At 65.9% G+C, this 18,938-nt stretch carries 17 protein-coding genes; 9 read left to right on the forward strand and 8 right to left on the reverse strand.

The window, feature by feature from the left end; genetic code table 11:
* Positions 1 to 69 precede the first annotated feature (69 nt).
* The 5 genes from EGM87_RS15585 to EGM87_RS15605 all read right to left on the reverse strand — a co-directional run bounded on the left by EGM87_RS15585 (position 70) and on the right by EGM87_RS15605 (position 5,431).
* On the reverse strand, positions 70 to 1,941 hold the full coding sequence (locus EGM87_RS15585) for an ABCB family ABC transporter ATP-binding protein/permease (protein WP_137709625.1): 1,872 nt from the start codon (positions 1,939 to 1,941) through the stop codon (positions 70 to 72).
* A gap of 151 nt (positions 1,942 to 2,092) precedes the next feature.
* Positions 2,093 to 2,932: a 2,3,4,5-tetrahydropyridine-2,6-dicarboxylate N-succinyltransferase gene (dapD, locus tag EGM87_RS15590; RefSeq protein WP_137709624.1), complete on the reverse strand. Its 840-nt coding sequence runs from the start codon at positions 2,930 to 2,932 to the stop codon at positions 2,093 to 2,095.
* Entirely contained in the window at positions 2,929 to 3,600 is a 672-nt protein-coding gene (locus tag EGM87_RS15595; RefSeq protein ID WP_137709623.1) for a pyrimidine 5'-nucleotidase, read from the reverse strand. The genes dapD and EGM87_RS15595 overlap by 4 nt, the downstream gene beginning before the upstream one ends.
* 103 nt (positions 3,601 to 3,703) lie before the next feature.
* A complete protein-coding gene (locus EGM87_RS15600) occupies positions 3,704 to 4,582 on the reverse strand; it encodes an LOG family protein (RefSeq protein WP_137709622.1) in 879 nt (292 codons plus the stop codon).
* Between the two features lie 153 nt (positions 4,583 to 4,735).
* Complete coding sequence (locus EGM87_RS15605) at positions 4,736 to 5,431, reverse strand: extensin family protein (protein ID WP_044661234.1); 696 nt, start codon at positions 5,429 to 5,431, stop codon at positions 4,736 to 4,738.
* 160 nt (positions 5,432 to 5,591) lie between these two features.
* On the opposite strand from EGM87_RS15605, the gene EGM87_RS15610 reads away from it, so the two are divergent.
* The 3 genes from EGM87_RS15610 (at position 5,592) to EGM87_RS15620 (ending at position 9,686) form a co-directional block, all read left to right on the forward strand.
* Positions 5,592 to 6,764: a phosphoserine transaminase gene (locus EGM87_RS15610; RefSeq protein ID WP_137709621.1), complete on the forward strand. Its 1,173-nt coding sequence runs from the start codon at positions 5,592 to 5,594 to the stop codon at positions 6,762 to 6,764.
* A gap of 129 nt (positions 6,765 to 6,893) precedes the next feature.
* On the forward strand, positions 6,894 to 8,474 hold the full coding sequence (serA, locus tag EGM87_RS15615) for a phosphoglycerate dehydrogenase (protein ID WP_048577887.1): 1,581 nt from the start codon (positions 6,894 to 6,896) through the stop codon (positions 8,472 to 8,474).
* A gap of 81 nt (positions 8,475 to 8,555) precedes the next feature.
* Positions 8,556 to 9,686, forward strand: a complete 1,131-nt coding sequence (locus EGM87_RS15620; protein WP_048577888.1) for an ATP phosphoribosyltransferase regulatory subunit — start codon at positions 8,556 to 8,558, stop codon at positions 9,684 to 9,686.
* On the opposite strand, the gene EGM87_RS15625 is transcribed toward EGM87_RS15620, so the two are convergent.
* Positions 9,680 to 10,483 carry an alpha/beta hydrolase gene (locus EGM87_RS15625; protein ID WP_253719161.1) on the reverse strand — a complete coding sequence of 268 codons (804 nt, stop codon included), beginning with the start codon at positions 10,481 to 10,483 and terminating at the stop codon, positions 9,680 to 9,682. The genes EGM87_RS15620 and EGM87_RS15625 overlap by 7 nt on opposite strands.
* A gap of 327 nt (positions 10,484 to 10,810) precedes the next feature.
* Here EGM87_RS15625 and EGM87_RS15630 point away from each other — a divergent pair, with 327 nt between their 5' ends.
* Positions 10,811 to 12,100 (forward strand): adenylosuccinate synthase, encoded by a 1,290-nt coding sequence (locus EGM87_RS15630; RefSeq protein ID WP_044661237.1) that lies wholly within the window; start codon positions 10,811 to 10,813, stop codon positions 12,098 to 12,100.
* A 234-nt stretch (positions 12,101 to 12,334) separates the two neighbouring features.
* Complete coding sequence (locus EGM87_RS15635) at positions 12,335 to 12,517, forward strand: hypothetical protein (RefSeq protein ID WP_007685461.1); 183 nt, start codon at positions 12,335 to 12,337, stop codon at positions 12,515 to 12,517.
* A gap of 88 nt (positions 12,518 to 12,605) precedes the next feature.
* On the opposite strand, the gene EGM87_RS15640 is transcribed toward EGM87_RS15635, so the two are convergent.
* Both EGM87_RS15640 and pdxH read right to left on the reverse strand, forming a co-directional pair.
* The gene (locus tag EGM87_RS15640; RefSeq protein ID WP_025552151.1) at positions 12,606 to 13,937 is read right to left on the reverse strand and encodes a dicarboxylate/amino acid:cation symporter; all 1,332 of its coding nucleotides are present in this window, start codon (positions 13,935 to 13,937) and stop codon (positions 12,606 to 12,608) included.
* Between the two features lie 174 nt (positions 13,938 to 14,111).
* Positions 14,112 to 14,687, reverse strand: a complete 576-nt coding sequence (gene pdxH, locus EGM87_RS15645; RefSeq protein ID WP_103001288.1) for a pyridoxamine 5'-phosphate oxidase — start codon at positions 14,685 to 14,687, stop codon at positions 14,112 to 14,114.
* A 123-nt stretch (positions 14,688 to 14,810) separates the two neighbouring features.
* On the opposite strand from pdxH, the gene EGM87_RS15650 reads away from it, so the two are divergent.
* The 4 genes from EGM87_RS15650 to aroC all read left to right on the forward strand — a co-directional run bounded on the left by EGM87_RS15650 (position 14,811) and on the right by aroC (position 18,725).
* Positions 14,811 to 15,749 carry a DnaJ C-terminal domain-containing protein gene (locus EGM87_RS15650; protein WP_137709620.1) on the forward strand — a complete coding sequence of 313 codons (939 nt, stop codon included), beginning with the start codon at positions 14,811 to 14,813 and terminating at the stop codon, positions 15,747 to 15,749.
* Positions 15,750 to 15,763: 14 nt separating this feature from the next.
* Complete coding sequence (locus EGM87_RS15655; RefSeq protein ID WP_044661240.1) at positions 15,764 to 16,735, forward strand: YihY/virulence factor BrkB family protein; 972 nt, start codon at positions 15,764 to 15,766, stop codon at positions 16,733 to 16,735.
* Positions 16,732 to 17,538 carry an enoyl-ACP reductase FabI gene (gene fabI, locus EGM87_RS15660; RefSeq protein WP_137709619.1) on the forward strand — a complete coding sequence of 269 codons (807 nt, stop codon included), beginning with the start codon at positions 16,732 to 16,734 and terminating at the stop codon, positions 17,536 to 17,538. Before EGM87_RS15655 ends, fabI begins: the two co-directional genes overlap by 4 nt.
* A gap of 98 nt (positions 17,539 to 17,636) precedes the next feature.
* Positions 17,637 to 18,725, forward strand: coding sequence for a chorismate synthase (gene aroC, locus EGM87_RS15665; protein ID WP_137709618.1), 1,089 nt, complete (start codon positions 17,637 to 17,639; stop codon positions 18,723 to 18,725).
* The last annotated feature ends 213 nt before the right edge of the window (positions 18,726 to 18,938 follow it).

Consider the following 18,938-nt stretch of genomic DNA (forward strand, 5'->3'; position numbering starts at 1 on the left):
TTATGCCTCGCCACACACGAAATTCCTGACAGTCCCGGGGAATGTCCTGATTACCCCCCAACTCAGCCGTCACCCTCTCCCGCCAGGCCCTTCCACCACCTCGAACACATCCTCGATCTTCGGCTCGATCCCCGGCTCGACCGGCATATCGTCCCGCTCGGTCGCCTGCCGCGCCCACATCGCCGCATAAAGCCCGTCCGCCCGCACCAGATCGCCATGCCGCCCGCGCTCGACCACGCGGCCCTTCTCCATGACGATGATCTCATCGGCATCGACCACGGTGGAAAGCCGGTGCGCCACGATCAGCGTCGTGCGCTTGCGCGCAATGCTGCGCAGCACGTCCTGAATCTCCGTCTCGGTCCGGCTGTCGAGCGCGCTGGTCGCCTCGTCCAGCACCAGCACCGGCGGGTCCTTCAGCAGCGTCCGCGCAATCGCCACCCGCTGCTTTTCGCCGCCGGACAGCTTCAATCCCCGCTCGCCCACCCGCGTCTCATAGCCCTGCGGCAGGCCCATGATGAAATCATGGATCGACGCAGCCTTTGCCGCCGCCTCGATCTCTTCCTGCGTCGCGCCCTCGCGCCCATAGCCGATATTATAGCCGACCGTATCGTTGAACAGCACCATGTCCTGTGGCACGATGCCGATCGACGCCCGCAAGGATTGCTGCGTCACCGCCGATATGTCCTGCCCGTCGATGCTGATCCGCCCGCCCTGTATGTCGTAGAAACGGAACAGCAGCCGCGCGATGGTCGACTTGCCCGCGCCCGAAGGCCCCACAATCGCCAATGTCCTGCCGGCGGGCACGGTGAAGCTCACCCCGTGCAATATCTCCCGCTCCGGATCATAGCCGAAATGCACATGGTCGAAGCGCACCTCGCCCGCCTCCACATGCAGCATCGGCGCGTCCGGCGCGTCGCTGATCTCCGCCTGCGTGTCGATCAGCCTGTACATCGCCTCCATGTCGATCAGCCCCTGGCGGATGGTGCGATACACCATGCCCAACAGGTCGAGCGGCCGGAAAAGCTGGCTCAGCAGCGTGTTCACCAGCACCACGTCGCCGGTCGAGAACTGACCCCGGCTCCACCCCCAGACGGTATAGCCCATCGCCCCCGCCATCATCAGGTTGGTGATCAGCGACTGGCCGATGTTCAGCCAGGCAAGGCTGTTTTCCGACTTCACCGCCGCGTCGGCGTACCGCCGCATCGCCTTGCCGTAACGGGTGGCTTCGCGCTCCTCCGCGCCGAAATATTTGACCGTCTCGAAATTCAGCAGGCTATCGACGGCATGGGCGACCGCATTGGTGTCCATGTCCACCATGTCGCGGCGAAGCTGGTTGCGCCATTCGGTGATGGTCCGGGTGAACCAGATATAGAGCGCCACCATGACCAGCGTCGCCGCGACCAGCCCGGCTCCGAACTTCACGAAGAAGATCACGCACACCGCCGCCAGTTCCAGGACCGTCGGCGCGATGTTGAAGAGGAGGAAATAGAGCATCGTATCGATGCTCTTGGTGCCGCGCTCGACGATCTTGGTGACGGCCCCGGTACGCCGGTCGAGATGGAAGCGCAGCGACAGCCGGTGCAGGTGGACGAACACATCGTCGGCCAGCCGCCGTCCGGCTTCCTGCCCGACCCGCTCGAAAATGGCGTTGCGCAGATTGTCGAACAGCACGCTGCCGAAGCGCGCGCCCGCATAGGCGAAGACCAAGGCGATGGCGAGGCCCGCGCCGGATTCCATGCCCGGCGCCATGCGGTCGATCGCGCCCTTATAGGCGAAGGGCATGGCAAGGCTGACGACCTTCGCCACCAGCACCAGCGCCATGGCGATGGCGACGCGCCGCCGCAGGGCCGGAGCGTCGGCGGGCCAGAGATAGGGAAAGAAGCGCCGCATCGTCGCCCAGACGGGCGGAAGGGGGCTATTGTCGGGCGTGGATGGCGGCATGGGGGTTATGTAATGGGGAAGCCTTCACCTCACAATAAGCCCCTCCCCTTCAGGGGAGGGGTTGGGGTGGGGGATCTCCCCAAGCGCTGACGGTGGAGGCGCGCCCCCACCCCCAACCTCTCCCCTGAAGGGGAGGGGAGTGAGGCAGCCTTCAATCCCGCAGCAGCTCGTTGATCCCGGTCTTCGACCGCGTCTGCGCGTCGACCCGCTTCACGATCACCGCGCAATAAAGGCTCGGCCCCGGCGTCCCGTCGGGCAGGGGCTTGCCGGGCAGCGAGCCGGGCACGACCACCGAATAGGGCGGCACTTCGCCGATGAACACTTCGCCCGTGGCGCGGTCGATGATCTTGGTGGACATGCCGATGAACACGCCCATCGACAGCACCGAACCCTTGCCGATGCGCACGCCCTCCACGACTTCGGACCGCGCGCCGATGAAGCAGTCGTCCTCGATGATCACCGGATCGGCCTGCAACGGCTCCAGCACGCCGCCGATGCCGACCCCGCCCGACAGATGGACATTCTTGCCGATCTGCGCGCAGCTTCCCACCGTCACCCAGGTGTCGACCATCGTGCCCTCATCGACGAAGGCGCCGATGTTCACGAAGCTCGGCATCAGGATCACATTCTTGGCGATATGCGCGCCCGCGCGGGCGAACGACCCCGGCACCGCGCGGAAACCGGCGGCGCGAAAGGCCGCCTCGTCCCAACCCGCGAACTTGCTTGGCACCTTGTCCCACCAATGGCCCGCGCCCGGCCCGTTGTCGATCATGACATTGTCGTTGAGGCGGAAGGACAGCAGGACCGCCTTCTTCGCCCATTGATTGACCTGCCAGCCTTCAGCGGCCGGCTCCGCCACGCGCAGTTCGCCCTTGTCCAGCAGGGCAAGCGCCCTGTCCACCGCCTGACGGACCTCGCCCTGCGTCTGGAGATTGACATTGGCCCGGTCCTCCCAAGCGGCGTCGATGGTCGCGATCAGTTCTTTGCTCATGGCTGCTCCCCAAAAATATCCGCCAGAAACGGCGTCAGATGGTCGGTTTCGAAGTCGATGAAGTCGGGATGATGCTCGTGATTGCCCGCCTCGGACCCGTTATTGACCCAGATGGTGGTCATGCCGATCGCCTTGGCCGGGCGCAGGTTGCGCGCCATATCCTCGAAAAAGGCGGCGCGGCCCGGCTCCACATGATGCACCCGGCACAGTTCGGCATAGCCCGACGGATCGGGCTTGGGCACATATTGGCAGGCATGGATGTCGTGGATCAGCTCGAACGCGCCAGTCAGGCCCAGCCTGTCGAGCACCCGCGTCGCATAGGCGCCGTCGCCATTGGTGAAGATCAGCCGCCGCCCCGGCAGCGCCGCGATATGGGCGTTCAGCGCCTCGTCCACCTCCAGCCGGTCCATGGAAATGTCGTGGACATAATCCAGAAAGGCGTGCGGCTCGATCCCATGATGGTGCATCAGGCCGGACAGGGTGGTGCCATGCTCCAGGAAATAGCGTTTCTGCGTTTCCTTCGCGACGACCGGATCGCAGCCGAGCAGGCCCTGGATGAACTCGCCCATCTTCACGTCGATCAGCGCGAAAAGGTCCGCCTTCGCCGGGTAGAGCGTGTTGTCCAGATCGAAGATCCAGGTGTCGACATGGGCGAGATCGGCGCGCATGGCCGGGCCCTAGTCCCGTGCGGCGGGCAGGGCAAGGGCCATGGCCTACTTCCCGACAGCCAATCCCGACCGCGCTCCTGCGCGGGCAGGAGCGCGACGCGCATCACGCGCAGCCCGGCGCTTCCGAATCCTGGTAAAAGCTCTGCACCGCTTTCCACGCTTCCTCGGCCGTTTCCACCCAGGTCAGCAGGTTGAGGTCCGACGGAGAAATCACGCCTTCGTCCGCCAGCGCCTCGAAATCCACCACGCGCGTCCAGAATTCGCGCCCGAACAGCAGGATCGGGATCGGCTTCATCTTGCCGGTCTGGATCAGCGTCAGCAGTTCGAACATCTCGTCGAACGTGCCGAAGCCGCCGGGGAACACCGCCAGCGCCCGCGCCCGCAGCAGGAAATGCATCTTGCGCAGCGCGAAATAGTGGAACTGGAAGCTCAGCTCCGGCGTGACGAAGCGGTTGGGCGCCTGTTCATGGGGCAGCACGATGTTCATGCCGATGGTGGCGGCGCCCACATCGTCGGCGCCGCGATTGGCCGCCTCCATGATCGAGGGGCCGCCGCCCGAGCAGACGACGAAATGGCGGCATCCCGCCTCGTTCACCGGATATTGCGCCGCGATCCGGGCAAGCTTGCGCGCCTCGTCATAATAGCGCGCCTTTTTGCCCAGATTTTCCGCGATCCGCCGCTGTTCGGGCGTGGTCGCGGCGTCGATGCGCGCCTGCGCCTGCTCCGGTTCGGGAATGCGCGCCGATCCGTAGAAGACGAAGGTCGATTCGATCTTCGCCTCGTCCATCAGCAATTGGGGTTTCAGCAATTCCAGTTGGAACCGCACCGGCCGCAAATCCTCCCGCAGCAGGAATTCGGTGTCCTGAAAGGCCAGGCGGTAGGCGGCGCTGCTGGTCTGCGGTGTTTCCACCCCCTTGCGGGCGTCGGCGGCTTCCTGACGGGCGGGGCGGAATTTGCGTTCTTCGATTTCTTTTCTGGTCATTTTCACCAAGGTAGGCGGCCAAGGCGGCAAAGCCAAGGCGGTTAAGATTAAATGCCGTTAAGTTCGGCCCGCTTCTTCCGCCCGCCCAGCGGCAGAAGCCGCCGCGTTCCCGTTTCCGCTTAGCGGCAGAAGCCGCCGCGTTCCCGTTTCCGCTCAGCGGCAAAAGCCGCCGCGGCCGCCCATGTCGAAGTGAAAATGGTCGTGATGGGCGGCGTTGTAATCGGGGCTCAGCACCGTGCGGAACCGCTTGCAGGCGCTGGCGTGGATGATCTCCAGAAACTGGCGGACGCGCCGGTCGCCGTTCCAGTCGTTCTGGATGGTGATGCGCCGCCCGTCGCTCAGCACGAATCCCGACACGTCGACCGCATTGCTGTGGGCATGTTCGCTCAGCTTGCCGCTGCCCGCGATCGGCCGGCAATTATAGGTGCCGAACGTCTCGATCTTCTCGACCTCCGCCCCCAGGATCAACCGGGCGGCAGGCTGCACGCCGAAGCGGGCCCAGGCCGCGAAATTGGCCGCCAGATTGCAGGTCATCGCACCCAGATTGGTCGCGGGCACGCCGATGTCGAGCAGCTTGACGCTGCCATAGGCGCTGCACCCGCCGCCGAAATTCTGGTCCGGCAGGGGCGTGAAGAGGACGGATTGCGATTGCAGCTTCGCCATGCACTGCCGCACTTCCATGGGCGGCGGGGCGGCTGGCCGGGCGGTCTTCGCGGGCCTTGCCGGGCGCTCCACCCGGCCGCGCGGGACGAGGTCGCCGCCGCAGCCTGCCAGCGTCAGCGCGGCAGCCGCTGCGGCCGCCAGCGCCAGGCCGCGAAAAATCGCTTTCCCCCTAACCCGCTCGATCATGACGGGACCATTTACCACGTCCGGCTGGCCCAAGGGTTAACGGCATGCTCGGTTCATCGCGTCCAGACATTCAACTTGACTCTTTGGCCGGAGACTTTAGGGCGGCCAGCGGGCCACGCGGTCCCAACGCCGCGCGTGCTCTCTGTAAGGAGACGCATACATGACTGACCTGACTGCCGTTGACGCCACCCTTGCGCCTGCTGAAAAGCCCGCCAACCGTCCGGCCAAGAAACCCGAGCGCCCCTATTTCTCTTCCGGTCCCTGCGCCAAGCCTCCGGGCTGGAGCGCCGACAAGCTGAGCGCCGACTCCCTCGGCCGCTCGCACCGCGCCAAGATCGGCAAGACCCGCCTCGCTTATTGCATCGACCTGATGCGCGAGCTGCTGAACCTGCCCGAAACCCACCGCATCGGCATCGTCCCCGGTTCCGACACCGGCGCCTTCGAAATGGCGATGTGGACGATGCTGGGCGCCCGCCCGGTGACGACGCTCGCCTGGGAAAGCTTCGGCGAGGGCTGGGTGACGGACGCCGCCAAGCAGTTGAAGCTCGATCCGACGATCATCCGCGCCGACTATGGCCAATTGCCCGACCTGAACGGTGTGAACTTCGCCCATGACGTGCTGTTCACCTGGAACGGCACCACCTCCGGCGTGCGCGTGCCGAATGCCGACTGGATCCCCGCCGACCGCGAAGGCCTGACCTTCGCCGACGCCACCAGCGCGGTCTTCGCCTATGAGATCGACTGGACCAAGATCGACGTCGCCACCTTCTCCTGGCAGAAGGTGCTGGGCGGCGAGGGCGGCCATGGCGTGCTGATCCTCGGTCCCCGCGCGGTCGAGCGCCTCGAAACCCACACCCCGGCCTGGCCGCTGCCCAAGGTCTTCCGCCTGATGGCGAAGGGCAAGCTGGCCGAGGGCATCTTCAAGGGCGAGACGATCAACACCCCCTCCATGCTGGCGGTCGAGGATGCGATCTTCGCGCTGGAATGGGGCAAGTCGATCGGCGGCCTTTCCGGGCTGATCGCGCGCAGCAACGCCAATGCGGCGGCGCTGAACAGGATCGTCGAGGAACGCGACTGGCTTGGCCATCTCGCCGCCGATCCCGCCTCCCGCTCGACCACCAGCGTCTGCCTGACCGTCGAGGGCGCGGACGAAGCCTTCATCAAGAGCTTCGCGGCCCTGCTGGAGAAGGAAGGCGCCGCCTATGACGTCGCGGGCTATCGCGACGCCCCGGCGGGCCTGCGCATCTGGTGCGGCGCGACGGTCGAGACCGCCGACATCGAAGCGCTGGGGCCTTGGCTCGACTGGGCCTACGCCACCGTCAAGGCTGCTTGATCTCTATTTGAAGCCGTCATTCCCGCGCAGGCGGGAACCCATCTCCTGAACGTCCCGCTTGACGCTTCTTATGGGAGATGGGTCCCCGCTTCCGCGGGGATGACGGGCATATTTCCAAAGGAAACACAGATGCCCAAGGTACTCATCAGCGACAAGATGGACCCCCGCGCCGCCGCGATCTTCCGGGAGCGCGGCGTGGAAGTCGACGAAATCACCGGCAAGACCCCCGAAGAGCTGAAGGCGATCATCGGCCAATATGACGGCCTCGCCATCCGCAGCTCGACCAAGGTGACGAAGGACATTCTCGACCACGCCACCAACCTGAAGGTCATCGGCCGCGCCGGCATCGGCGTCGACAATGTCGACATCCCGGCCGCCTCGTCCAAGGGCGTGATCGTCATGAACACCCCCTTCGGCAACTCGATCACCACCGCCGAGCACGCCATCGCGCTGATGTTCGCACTGGCCCGCCAGTTGCCCGAAGCCAATGCCCAGACGCAGCAGGGCCTGTGGCCGAAGAACGGCTTCATGGGCGTGGAAGTCACCGGCAAGACGCTGGGCCTGATCGGCGCGGGCAATATCGGTTCCATCGTCGCCAGCCGCGCCTTGGGCCTCAAGATGAAGGTCGTCGCCTTCGACCCCTTCCTGACCCCGGAACGCGCCGTCGAAATGGGCGTGGAAAAGGCCGATCTGGACACGCTGCTGGCGAAGGCGGACTTCATTACCCTGCACACGCCGCTGACCGACCAGACCCGCAACATCCTGAGCAAGGAAAATCTGGCCAAGACGAAGAAGGGCGTGCGCATCATCAACTGCGCGCGCGGCGGCCTGATCGACGAAGCCGCGCTCAAGGAAGCGCTGGATTCGGGCCATGTCGCTGGCGCCGCGCTCGATGTGTTCGTGACCGAGCCGGCGAAGGAATCGCCGCTGTTCGGCACGCCGAACTTCATCTGCACCCCGCATCTGGGCGCGTCGACCGACGAAGCGCAGGTCAATGTCGCGCTTCAGGTGGCGGAACAGCTCAGCGACTATCTGCTCGACGGCGGCATCACCAATGCGCTGAACGTGCCCAGCCTGTCGGCGGAGGAAGCGCCGAAGCTCAAGCCCTATATGGCGCTGGCTGAAGAACTGGGCAGCCTTGTCGGCCAGCTTGAGGGCGACCGCATCCAGAGCGTCTCGGTCGAGGTCGAGGGCCATGCCGCCGAACTCAACCAGAAGCCGATCACCGCCGCGGTGCTGGCCGGGCTGATGCGCGTCTATTCGGACACGGTGAACATGGTCAACGCGCCCTTCCTGGCGAAGGAACGCGGCCTCGACGTGCGCGAAGTGCGCCATGACCGTGAGGGCGACTATCAGACGCTGGTGCGCGTGACCGTGAAGACCGAAGGCGGCGACAAATCCGTCGCCGGCACGCTGTTCGGCAATGCGCAGGCGCGCCTGGTCGAACTGTTCGGGATCAAGGTCGAGGCGGATCTTGCGGGGCACATGCTCTACATCGTCAACCAGGACGCGCCGGGCTTCATCGGCCGCCTGGGCTCCACTCTGGGCGAGGCGAACGTCAACATCGGCACCTTCCACCTTGGCCGCCGCAACCAGGGCGGTGAAGCCGTGCTGCTGCTGTCGGTCGACGGCGTGGTCAATGAAACCGTCCTCAACGACATCTGCAAGCTGGCAGGCGTCAAGACGGTGAAGCTCCTCCGCTTCGCCTGACACCGGTTCGGGCCTGACACCGGTTCGGGCCTGATATGGTTCGGGCTGGCCTTGCGCGCATAATCCGCTAAAGGCCAGCCCATGACCACGATCCCGCCCGGCCTTCTTCCCGAAGGACTTTCCGACCGCCTGCCGCCGCAGGCAGAGGCTTCCGCGCGTCTTGCGCGCCGCGTGCTCGATACCGTCGCCGCCCATGGCTATGAGCGGGTGATGCCGCCGATCGCGGAGTTCGAGGATTCGCTGGTCGGCCGCCTGAAATCGATGAAGGCGCAGGACCTTGTCCGCGCCATCGATCCCGTATCCCAGCGCAGCCTGGCGCTGCGTCCGGACATGACCGCGCAGGTGGGCCGCATCGCCGCCACCCGGCTGGCTGCCGCACCGCGTCCGCTGCGCCTGTCCTATGCCGGGCCGGTGATCCGCCTGCGCGCGAATCAGCTTCGTCCGGAACGGGAGCGCTTCCAGGTCGGCGCCGAACTCATCGGCAGCGACAGCGTCGCCGCAGCCGTGGAGATCGTGAACGTCGCCATCGAAGCGCTGCAGGCGGCGGGCGTCACCGGCATCACCATCGACTTCACCTTGCCGGACCTGATCGACACGCTGGCCGCCGGTCCGCTGCCTCTCGCCCCGGAAGAGATAGAAGCCGTCCGCGCCGAGCTGGACGCCAAGGATGCGGGCGCGCTCGCGGCGATCAGCCCGGCCGCCGCCGCCTATCTGCCGCTGATAGAGGGCACCGGCCCCTTCCACGCGGCGATGGAGCGTCTGGAAGCGCTCAACGCGGAACTGGGCGGCGCCATCGACAGCCGGATCGCCGGCCTGCGCGCCATTGCCAGGCCCATCGGCTGGGACATCACCCTGACGCTCGATCCCACCGAGCGGCATGGCTTCGAATATCAGAACTGGTTCGGCTTCTCGATCTTCGCGGACGGCTTCACCGGAGAGATCGGCCGGGGCGGCAGCTATGCGATCATCCGCGCCGACGGGTCGGAGGAACCGGCCATGGGCTTCTCCCTCTATCCCGATCCGTTGATCGATGCCGGCTTCGGCGGCCAATCCCCCAAGCGCCTGTTCCTGCCGCTGCACCATGACGCGGCGCGCGCGGCGCAGTTGCGCGCCGAAGGCTGGCAGACCATCGCCGCGCTGACGGGCGAGGAGAATGGCGAAACGCTGCGCTGCTCCCACTGGCTCGACGGCGTAGAACCCCGGCCTTACTGACCGAAGCGGCGGCTCAGATATTGGTCGACGATGGCGGTTCCGGGATAACCGGGATCGCCCATCGCCCGGTTGATCTGCATATGCCCGCGCAGGCCCCGGCCCGCCAGCGCAGTCATCTCCACCGGCGTTCCCGCCTTGCGCAGCGCCGCCGCCAGCGCCTCCGACTGCGCCGTGCCGTCCGCGCGGTCGACATGCAGGATCAGGAAGCCGGGCGCATTGGGTTGCCCGGCATGCAATGTCGGCGACAGCGCCTTCTGCCGCGCCGGATCGGTGCCGAAGGCCTGTTCATAGGTGCCCGCCATGAAACGCCCGCCCTCCGCCATTTGCCTGCCGACATCATAGGCCGCGCCGTCCAGCAGGATCACCCCACGCACGGCGTCCGGCCCCAGTCCCGCCCTGGCGAAATAGCGCATGTCCGTCCCTACCAACGCGGCCAGATGCGCACCCGCGCTATGCCCCATCAGCACGATCCGGTCCGCATCGAAGCCCAGGTCCATTGCCTTCGCTCGCAAGAAGGCCAGCGCGTCGGCCACGTCCTGCGCCTGTTGTTCCACCGTCGCGTTCGGCACCAGCCTGTAGTCGACGGAGGCGAAGGCATAGCCAAGCCCATGATAATGTTCGGCCTTGGCGGCTCCGGTGGCATTGTCCTTGCTCCCGCGTTTCCACCCGCCGCCGTGCACGAAGACGACCAGTGGCGCCTTTTGCGATCGGGCGGGCCAATAGTCCAGAATCTGCAGGCCATCCCTGCCATAGGCCATGGTCTGTCCGCCCGGCGCATTCTGCTGCCCTTCCGCCATCCGCGCCCGCCAGCGTTCGCGCAGGCCCTGCGCCTCGCTGCCCGATGCGACCAGCATCAGGGCCAACATCGCTCCCGTCGTCAATCGCCGCATTCAGCCGCCCTTTCGCGTTCCCGAGCGGAAGCTTGCCAGACCGGCCGGCCGCGTAAAGCCATCCCGCTGTATCAAAGTGTAACCCCTTCGCCTTGACGCGCCCGCCATGCCCCGCTAACGCGCGCCCCGCACAGGACGGCCATCGTCAACCGGGGCGTCCACCCTATCCCACCGGCATGCCGAGTCCCGTCGAAGGGCATGGCCGGTCCGCGCGGCGGGCGGAGGACTGTAACTGTGGCAAATGTGACCGTGATCGGCGCCCAATGGGGCGACGAAGGCAAGGGCAAGATCGTCGACTGGCTGTCGGAACGCGCCGACGTCGTCGCCCGGTTCCAGGGCGGCCACAATGCCGGCCACACGCTGGTCGTGGGCGAGAAGGTGTACAAGCTCTCCCTGCTCCCCTCCGGCATCGTGCGCGGCACGCTGTCGGTGATCGGCAATGGGGTGGTGCTGGACCCCTGGCACTTCCGCGACGAGGTCGCGAAGCTGAAGGGGCAGGGCGTGGAGATCACGCCCGACAATCTCCAGATCGCGGAAACCTGCCCGCTGATCCTGCCTTTCCACCGCGACCTGGACGGCCTGCGGGAGGATGCTTCGGGCGCGGGCAAGATCGGCACCACCCGCCGCGGCATCGGCCCGGCCTATGAGGACAAGGTCGGCCGCCGCGCCATCCGCGTCTGCGACCTCGCTCATCTGGACGATCTGGGCCCGCAACTCGACCGCCTGACCGCGCATCACGACGCGCTGCGCGCCGGGTTCAACGAAGCGCCGATCGACCGCGACGCGCTGATGGCGGAGCTGCGCGACATCGCCGGCTTCATCCTGCCCTTCGTCAAGCCCGTCTGGCTGACGCTGAACAAGGCGAAGGCGGAAGGCAGGCGCATCCTGTTCGAAGGGGCGCAGGGCACGCTGCTCGACATCGACCATGGCACCTATCCCTTCGTCACCTCGTCCAACACCGTGGCGGGCACGGCGGCGAGCGGCACCGGCCTTGGCCCATCGGGCGCGGGCTTCGTGCTGGGCATCGTCAAGGCCTATACCACCCGCGTCGGCTCCGGTCCTTTCCCGACCGAGCAGGAAAATGACGTCGGCCAGCGTCTGGGAGAGCGCGGCCATGAATTCGGCACCGTCACCGGCCGCAAGCGCCGCTGCGGCTGGTTCGACGCCGTGCTGGTGCGCCAGTCGGTCGCCGTATCGGGCGTCACCGGCATCGCCCTTACCAAGCTGGACGTGCTGGACGGTTTCGAAGAACTGAAGATCTGCGTCGGCTACAGGATCGGGGACCAGAGCTTCGACTATCTGCCCGCCCATGCGCAGGACCAGGCCAAGGCGGAACCGGTCTATGAGACGATCGAAGGCTGGCAGGACACGACGGCGGGCGCCCGCAGTTGGGCCGAACTGCCTGCCCAGGCGATCAAATATATCCGGCGGATCGAGGAACTGATCGGCTGCCCGGTCACGCTCGTCTCCACCAGCCCCGAGCGCGAGGACACCATCCTCGTCCGCGATCCCTTCGCGGATTGACGTCTTTTGCGGTTTCAGCGAGGCTGAAACCGTTCGGCTCCGGCCCGCTCCCCCACCCGGCCACCCATAGGATACTGCCCTTGGGTGGCCGGGTGGGAGTGGGCCGGAGCGGTCACCTAGAGCGTTTTCCAAGCAGATGGAATCATCTGCTGACTCGGAAAACGCGACAAAACAAAAACTTAGAGCAGTCGAGCCGATGCAATCGGATCGGAATCTGCTCTAGAAGGAAATCCGATGGCCGGCGACCGCTTCGAGCGTCACAAGCAACCCTGGACGGCGGACGAGCTGCAAAAGCTCCACACGCTGGCGAAGAAGGGCATGGCGCTGAAAGCCATCGCCAAGGCCCTGACCCGCAGCGAGGAATCCGTGAAGGCCCGTGCCAAGCAGGACGGGCTGAACATCGCGAAGTTGCGTTAATTCAGCCAAGGACCATGCCGTGTTCCCGCAAGCGCGGGGGCACGGCACGCCTTATGGCAGCAACGGGCCCGATTCAACGCAGCGCGCCCTAGCCCTTTTCCTCTTCCTCCACCATGTCGGGCGCCAGTTCCAGCCCGGCTCGGCCGTGCGCGGCGGTATGCGCCGGCGCCTTGGGGTGGGGCACATATTCGGGTTCCTCGACCTCCAGCATGCCTTCCCATTTGGTGATGACGGATGTGGCGATGGCATTGCCCAGCACGTTGGTCGCGGTGCGGCCCATGTCCATGAAATGGTCGACGGCCAGGATGAAGGCCACGCCCTCCACCGGCAGGTCGAACTGCCCCAGCGTCGCCGCGACCACCACCAGCGACGCGCGGGGCACGGCGGCGATGCCCTTGCTGGTCACCATCAGCACCAGCAATATGGTGATCTGCGTGGCGATCGGCAGGTCGATGCCATAGGCCTGGGCGATGAAGATCGTCGCGAAGGTCGAATACATCATCGACCCGTCCAGATTGAAGCTGTAGCCCAGCGGCAGCACGAAGCTGTAGATGCGGCGCGGCACGCCGAAGCGGTCGAGCTGCTCCAGCATCTTGGGATAGGCGGCCTCCGACGAGGCGGTGGAGAAGGCGATCAATATCGGCTCGCGCACATAGCGGATCAGCTTCACCATCCGCTTCCCCAGGAAGATCGATCCCGCCGCGAACAGCAGCAGCCAGAGCGCGATCAGCGACAGGTAGAATTCGCCCACCAGTTCGCCGAAGGTCTTGAGCACGCCCAGCCCCTCGGTCGTCACCACCGACGCCAGCGCGCCGAACACGGCGAAGGGGGCGACGCGCATGACATAGCCGGTCACCTGCAGCATCAGTTCCACCATCGCCTCGATCACGGTGACGACCGGCTTGCCCTTCTCACCGATGGCGGTCAGCGCGATGCCCACGAACAGGGAGAAGACGACGATCTGCAGGATCGAATTTTCCGCCATCGCCCCGACCATGGAGGTCGGAAAGACATGCAGGATGAAGTCGCGGAAGTTGAGCGCCTCCGTATTCACGCCCGAATCCGCGCCCGACCGGACGAGGTTCAATCCCTCGCCCGGCGCGAAGAAATTGACGAAGATGAGGCCGAGCGTCAGCGAGATCAGGCTGGCGATGATGAACCAGGCGAGCGCCCGCCCGCCGATCCGCCCCAGCGCGGCGCTGTCGCCCATATGCGCGATGCCCGCCACCAGCGTGGAGAAGACCAGGGGCGCGATGATCATCTTGATCAGATGCAGGAAGATGTCCGCCAGCAGGTGGTAATAGCCCGCCACATCCTTCGCCAGCGCCTTGTCGCCACCCACCCAGATATTGGTGGCAAAGCCCACGATCACCCCCAGAACCATGCCCGTCAGGATGAACGCCGTCAGTCGATTTCGCATCTCGTTCCTTTAACCGGCGCGTGGGCGCACCGCATTCATGGTCTGTCCCAAATGGTGGCTACACCTAACAGCCACCCGCAGCGCCCGCAATCGAAGGCGCGCGCCTGCCGTCATCGGGTTAGACGAATGAGGAATCATATTCCGCGCCCCGTCCGGCGCCGGAAAAGCACGGCCTCAGGGGTAGAGCAGCCCCTCGCGCCAGCCGTCGCCGGTCCGTTCGAACAGGCGGCGCTCATGCAGGCGATGTTCGCGATCCTGCCAGAATTCGATTCGTTCGGGGATGAGGCGGAAGCCCGACCAATGCGGCGGACGCGGCACCGGCCCGCCCTCGAAACGCAGGCTGACTTCCTCATATCGCGCCATGAACACGTCGCGCGATTCCAGCGGGCGCGACTGGTCGGATGCCCAGGCGCCCAACTGGCTGTCACGGCTGCGCGTCGCGAAATAGGCGTCGGCCGCGGCCTCCTCCACCGGGCCCACCGCCCCCTCGATCCGGACCTGCCGCCGCAGCGACTTCCAGTGGAACAGCAGCGCGGCGTGCGGATTGGCGTGCAGCTCCTCCGCCTTGCGCCCCTCGAAATTGGTGTAGAAGACGAAGCCGTCCGGCCCATGCCCCTTCAGCAGCACCATCCGCACCGAAGGCCGCCCGCGCGCATCGGCGGTGGCCAGCGCCATGGCGTTGCTGTCGTTGATCTCGGTTTCGCGCGCCTCGACATACCAGGCATCGAACAGGACGAAGGGATCGGTCATGCGCGGTGATGTACGCCCCTCATAAAGCCATGTCGATAAGGCTTTCCCACGCTTGAACGACGCCGCGCCTTTCGCCACATAAGGCGCAAACGGTTTTTCATGCAAAAGGATATGTTGGCGGCAATGGCTGATCCCTACTCCACCCTGGGCGTCGCGCGCAGCGCGAGCGAGGCAGAGATCAAATCGGCCTATCGGAAGCTCGCCAAGGAACTGCATCCCGACAGGAACAAGGACAATCCCAAGGCGGCGGAGAAATTCTCCGCCGTCACCAGCGCCTACGACCTGCTGTCGGACAAGGACAAGCGCGCGCGCTTCGACCGGGGCGAGATCGACGGCGAGGGCAATCCGACCGCGCCCTTCGGCTTCGGCGGCGCCGGGGCGGGCGGCTTTCGGGGCCGGCCGGGTCAGGGCGGCGGGTTCGAGTTCCAGGAAGGCGGCGCCGATTTCGGGGACATATTCGAAGGCCTGTTCGGCGGCGGCGCAGGCCGCCGTGGCGCGGCGGGCGGGGGCTTTGGCGGTTTCGGCCGTGGCGCGCCGCCGCAGAAGGGCGCGAACGTCACCTATCGCCTCGCCGTCCCGTTCGTCGACGCCGCGACGCTCGCGCCCCAGCGGATCACGCTCCAGGACGGCAAGACCATCGACCTCAAGCTCCCCGCGGGGGTCGAGACGGGCACGCAGATGCGGCTTTCCGGCAAGGGGCAGCAGGGTCCCGGCGGCGCGGGCGACGCGATCGTCACCATAGAGGTGAAGCCGCACCCCTTCTTCAACCGCGACGGCGACAATGTGCTGCTCGACCTGCCCATCACCCTGGACGAGGCGGTGCAGGGCGCGAAGGTCAAGGTGCCGACGGTCGACGGCCCGGTGATGCTGGGCGTGCCGGCGGGCGCCTCCTCCGGCAAGACGCTGCGGCTGCGCGGCAGGGGCTTCACCGGCAGGAACGGCCAGCGCGGCGACCAGCTCGTCACCCTGCTGATCGACGTGCCCGCCGACGATCCGGCGATCAAGGCGCTGGTGGAAGGCTGGCGGGACAGCCGCGCCGTGCGGACCCATCTGGGCGTTTGAGGGGTTAGGGGGGAATGCCGCAGCCGTCCCCCTATTCACCGGAGTCCCGTCGCCAGCGGCTCACCGAAGAGGCCCGCACCAAGTTCCACCGCCAGATCGCCCGGGTGCGCCCCGGCAGCCATGCCTTCGAAATCGCGAAGCGGGTGGCGGTCGGCACCTATAGCGACGGTTTCATCCATGCGGGGAACCTTGCCTATCTCTCGCTGATGACTTTGTTCCCTTTCTTCATCGTGGCGGCGGCGGTGGCGAGCATCTTCGGCCGGTCGCAGGACGGGCTGGCGGCGGTCGGGGCCTTTCTGGAAACGGTGCCGCCCGGCGTCGCGGAGGTGGTGCGCCAGCCGATCGTCGATGTGCTCAACGCCCGCACGGGGCCGCTGCTCTGGCTGGGCGGGCTGGTCGGGCTGTGGACCGTCGGCAGCCTCATAGAGACGATCCGCGACATATTGCGCCGCGCCTATGGCACCAGGAGCACGCGCCCCTTCTGGCATTATCGCCTGACCGCCATCGGCATCACCCTGGTCAGCGTGTTCGCGGTGATGTTCGCCTTCTCCATGCAGGTGATCATCACCGGCATCGACCAGTTCCTGCACCAGATCCTGCCCTTTGCCGACCAGGCGATACAGATCGTCGGCCTGACCAAGCTGGCGCCCATGGCGATCCTGTGCGTCGCGCTCTATTATCTCTACGTTTCCCTTACCCCCAGCCTGTACAAGGATCCGCGCTTCCCGAAATGGCCCGGCGCCATCGCCACGGCGCTCTGGTGGTACGGCGTCACCCTGCTGCTGCCGGTCACGCTTTCCATGCTCGGCGGCTATGACATGACCTATGGCAGCCTGGCCGGCGTGATGATCACCCTCATTTTCTTCTTCCTTGTCGGGCTTGGCGTGGTAATTGGCGCGGAATTGAATGCGGCGCTGGCGGAGTTCCCGGAAGAGGAAGCTGCGGCCGCCGCGCAGGTCGACAAAGGGAATGGGACGACGAAATGACAGGCTTGATGGCGGGAAAACGCGGTCTGATCATGGGGCTGGCGAACGACAAGTCGCTGGCCTGGGGCATATCGAAGGCGCTGCACGCCCAGGGGGCGGAACTGGCCTTCTCCTATCAGGGCGACGCGCTGGCCAAGCGGGTCAGGCCGCTGGCGGAGGAACTGGGTTCCGACTTCCTGATCGACTGCGACGTGTCGGACATGGAAAAGCTCGACGCCGCCTTCGAAGAGGTCAGGGCGAAGTGGGGCAAGCTGGATTTCGTGGTCCATGCCATCGGCTTTTCCGACAAGAATGAGCTGCGCGGCAAATATGTCGACACCAGCCTGGAGAATTTCCTGCTGACGATGAACATTTCCGCCTACAGCTTCGTCGCCGTCGCCAAGCGCGCGCGGGCGTTGATGGCGGAGGGCGGCAGCCTGCTGACGCTCAGCTATTATGGCGCGGAAAAGGTCATCCCGCATTACAACGTCATGGGCGTGGCCAAGGCGGCGCTGGAAACCAGCGTCAAATATCTGGCGATGGACCTGGGCCCGGAAAATATCCGCGTCAACGCCATCTCCGCCGGGCCGATCAAGACGCTGGCGGCCAGCGGCATCGGCGATTTCCGCTACATCATGAAGTGGAACGAACTGAACAGCCCGCTCCGCCGCAACGTGACGATAGAGGATGTGGGCGGCGCCGGCCTCTACCTCCTCTCCGATCTGGCGTCGGGCGTGACCGGCGAAATCCACCATGTCGACGCGGGCTACAATGTCATCGGCATGAAGGCCGAAGACGCGCCAGACATCGCGCTGGACAAATAAGGCATTTCAACCCCTCTCCCGCAAGCGGGAGAGGGAGGGCCCCGGCGCGAAGCGCTGGGAGGGTGAGGGCGAACCACCTCACCCAAAGGGCAGGGATCATGAGCTTCAACACATTCGGCCGCGTCTTCCGCTTCTCGACCTGGGGCGAGTCCCATGGTCCCGCCATCGGCGCGATGGTCGACGGCTGCCCTCCGGGCCTGTCGCTCAGCGTAGCCGACATCCAGCCCTTCCTCGACAAGCGCAGGCCCGGCACCTCCAAATTCACCACCCAGCGCCGCGAGCCGGATGAGGTGCGCATCCTCTCCGGCGTGTTCGAGGGGCGGACCACCGGCACCCCGATCAGCCTGATGATCGAGAATACCGACCAGCGTTCCAAGGATTATGGCGAGGTCGCCAAGGCCTATCGCCCCGGCCATGCCGACTATGCCTATGACGCCAAATATGGCTTCCGCGACTATCGCGGCGGCGGGCGATCCTCGGCACGGGAAACCGCCAGCCGCGTGGCGGCCGGCGCGGTGGCGCGGCTCGTCATCCCCGATGTCGACATCTTCGCCTATGTCAGCGAAATCGGCGGCGACGCCATCGATCCGGCCCGTTTCGACGCGAGCGAGATCGACAGCAACCCCTTTTTCTGCCCCGACCCGGAAGCGGCGAAGCGTTGGGAGAAACTGGTCGATGACGCCCGCAAGGACGGCTCGTCGCTCGGCGCGGTGGTCGAATGCGTCGCCAGCGGGGTTCCGGCGGGCTGGGGCGCGCCGCTCTATGCCAAGCTGGACAGCGAACTGGCTGCCGCGATGATGAGCATCAACGCGGTCAAGGGCGTGGAGATCGGTGACGGTTTCGCCGCCGCCCGCCTGCGCGGCGAGCAGAATGCCGATCCGATGCGGCCCAATATGGACGGGGGCAATGACGGCAACCCCGTCTTCCTCGCCAACCATGCGGGCGGCATTGCGGGCGGCATCTCCACCGGGCAGCCGGTCAAGGTCCGCATCGCCTTCAAGCCGACCAGCTCGATCCTGATCCCGGTCGAAACCGTCACCCGCGAAGGCGAGGCGTCGGAGATCATCACCAAGGGCCGCCACGACCCCTGCGTCGGCATTCGCGGCGTGCCGGTGGTGGAAGCGATGATGGCGCTGGTGCTGGCGGACCAGAAGCTGCTCCACCGCGCGCAATGCGGTGAAGGCTGAGTCAGGCGTCGCCCTGCTCCTGCAAGGGCAGGAGCCCGCAGGAGAACCGCGTTCACCGCCGCAATATAACGCGCCGAATCGAGCCATTCTTTCGATAAAGGCAGGATTTGCGCGAGACGACTCAGCCAATCTGCGGTAACATCATCGTCACAGATCGCCCGCGGGAGGGCGAGCGGCAGTGCGTAAGCCTGGGGAGCGTCACCATGGTTTCCA

The sequence above is a fragment of the Sphingobium sp. RSMS genome (assembly GCF_005406185.4).
GTDB lineage: Bacteria > Pseudomonadota > Alphaproteobacteria > Sphingomonadales > Sphingomonadaceae > Sphingobium > Sphingobium fuliginis.